This is a genomic window from Desulfoferrobacter suflitae (assembly GCF_022603395.1).
Classification (GTDB): domain Bacteria; phylum Desulfobacterota; class Syntrophobacteria; order Syntrophobacterales; family Syntrophobacteraceae; genus Desulfoferrobacter; species Desulfoferrobacter suflitae.
Window position 1 is genome coordinate 1 of the sequence record NZ_JAIBKA010000028.1, and the last position, 2,411, is coordinate 2,411.

The following is a 2,411-nucleotide window of genomic DNA, read 5'->3' on the forward strand; positions in this document are numbered from 1 at the left end:
ACTACAGGACTCAACACGCGCGTTCATATTGAGCCATATGGTTCTTCCGTCAGCGGTTATTGCCTCATATTCAAAGTTTTCTACGTGCCCCTCTTGTCGTAACAGGCGCAGAAACTGTTCACGCCTCTCGGCATGCACGTAAAGTTGGCGGGCCAGATTGGAGTAGTGCCGCAAAGCGTCCTGAGGTGACTCGAGTCCAAGCATGCCGGCCATTGCATTATTAACGGAGAGCACCTCTCCCTTCGAATTTGTGCGAAAAATCCCCACAGGCGCATTCTCGAACAAGTTTCTGTACTTCTCTTCACTCTCACGGAGAGCCGCTTCCGTCCGCTTGCGTTCGGTTATATTTTCAACGGTGGCCATGGTGCGCATGGGTTGGCCTGCAGAATCCCTGATAACCGTCATGTTCACGTTTACCCACACCGGCGTACCGTCCTTACGTATGTAGCGCTTCTCTAACCGGTAGTCTCCCGATTCACCCCTGACCACTCTCTGAAAAGCCTCCCAATCCCTCTCGCGATCCTTCGGATGAGTGATTTCGCGGACACACATTGTCAGCATTTCATCTGAAGAATAACCGGTAATCTCGCACATCTTTTGGTTCACGCGCAGCCACTGACCAGTCTCCGGATGAGCCTGGCACATACCGATGGAGGCAAGCTCGAACATAGCCTTGAACTGCTCCTCGCTTTCCTTTAATGCGCATACTGCCTGTTTGCGGTCTGACAGCATCTTATTCGTGTATTCCGCTATCTGATCCAGCTCAACGAATTTTATACGTTCCCTCTCTATCTCCACATCAGAATGTGCAGCAATTCTCATTTTGAAGATTTTGTCCTGGACAGCACGCCCATAGTCGTGTATGCAATTGTTATTTGGACTGTTTTTAGGCCCATAACAATTTGCAGCAGGACTGGAGGGGAGATGTCCAATAAACCGGTTAAATTGGAGACGTTGTTGAGCTTTCTGCGAGCCGCCATTGATCACTTCCCGGATCAGCGAACCGGCAACAATACCACCTATAGCATGCAAGACATTGGTATGGCCGCGTTTTCCGTGTTCTACACTCAGAATCCTTCATTCCTCGCACATCAAAAAGCAATGCGCCAACGCACCGGTAGAGACAATACTCAAACTATTTTTGGTATCCAACAAATTCCTTCCGATAACCACATCCGAGACATGCTTGACCCAGTTGCTCCATCATATCTTTCGCAGGTCTTTGACAATGTGTTCGAAACTCTTAAAACGCAGAATCTGCTCTCGCCTATGCTCTGGTACCGGGACAATTTGGCGATGGCCTTTGATGGTACCTACCATTTTTCATCCAAGAAGATTCATTGCCCGAATTGTTCAACCACTATGCGCAAAGATGGTTCGGTAACCTATCATCATAGTGCCATTACACCGGTGATCGTAAACCCTGCCCACAACGTGGCGATTTCCCTGGCTCCTGAATTCGTTGTCCCTCAAGATGGCAGTGACAAACAGGACTGTGAAACCAATGCCGCTAAGCGGTGGCTGGAAAAGCACGGCGATAAATTCCGTAAAATTGCTGTAACTATTCTGGGCGACGACCTCTATTGTCGTCAACCAATGTGCCGGCTGGTTCTCTCCAAGGGGTTCAACTTCTTGTTTGTGTGCAAGCCCGATTCGCATAAAAGCCTTTATCGATGGGTGGAACTGCTGGAGCAGCATGGAGACCTCAACCAATTTGTTATCACCCGTTGGAATGGGAAGCAGCGGGAGATCTACACCTATAAATACGCCAACGACGTGCCTCTGCGCGACACCGAAGATGCATTGACAGTCAACTGGATGGAGTTGACCATTTCCAAAGAAGACGGTCAAGTGCTCTACAAAAATGCCTTTGCCACCAATTTTAAGATTACCGATCATAATGTGGAGATCCTTGTCGCCGGTGGCCGCAGCCGCTGGAAAGTAGAAAATGAGAACAATAATACGCTGAAGACCAAAGGCTACAATCTCGAACACAATTACGGACACGGCAAGCAGCACCTGTCCTCACTGCTGGTCGCCTTCAACCTGCTGGCCTTTTTGTTCCATACCGTCTTGGAATGGACCGACCAAGACTACCAGCGGCTTCGAAAGATTCTACCGTCACGCAAGACATTCTTCGATGACCTACGGGCCTTGACCCGCTACATTTGTTTTGATAGCTGGCAACACCTCCTGGACTTTATGCTAAAGGGCCTTACGCGCGCTGCACCTGGATAAGCGATGGATTGTAGAGAGGACATCTTCAGCGTATATTGCCCGCCCGCAACACGAACTACAGACAAGATTGAACTCGGAAACGTCTTACCAGAAGACGCAGGCTATATCTTTGCCCTCGCATCACCTGGGAGCAAGTGCGAAAAACTCGACAAAACCCAAAATGAGAATTGCTG

At 49.3% G+C, this 2,411-nt stretch carries 2 protein-coding genes; one reads left to right on the forward strand and one right to left on the reverse strand.

Annotated features, from left to right (window positions below):
• Positions 1–822 (reverse strand): PAS domain-containing protein (locus K1V27_RS22385; RefSeq protein ID WP_258932508.1); only part of this gene is annotated, 822 nt, incomplete at its 3' end.
• Between the two features lie 132 nt (positions 823–954).
• Here K1V27_RS22385 and K1V27_RS22390 point away from each other — a divergent pair.
• Positions 955–2,238: an ISNCY family transposase gene (locus K1V27_RS22390; RefSeq protein ID WP_435051665.1), complete on the forward strand. Its 1,284-nt coding sequence runs from the start codon at positions 955–957 to the stop codon at positions 2,236–2,238.
• The last annotated feature ends 173 nt before the right edge of the window (positions 2,239–2,411 follow it).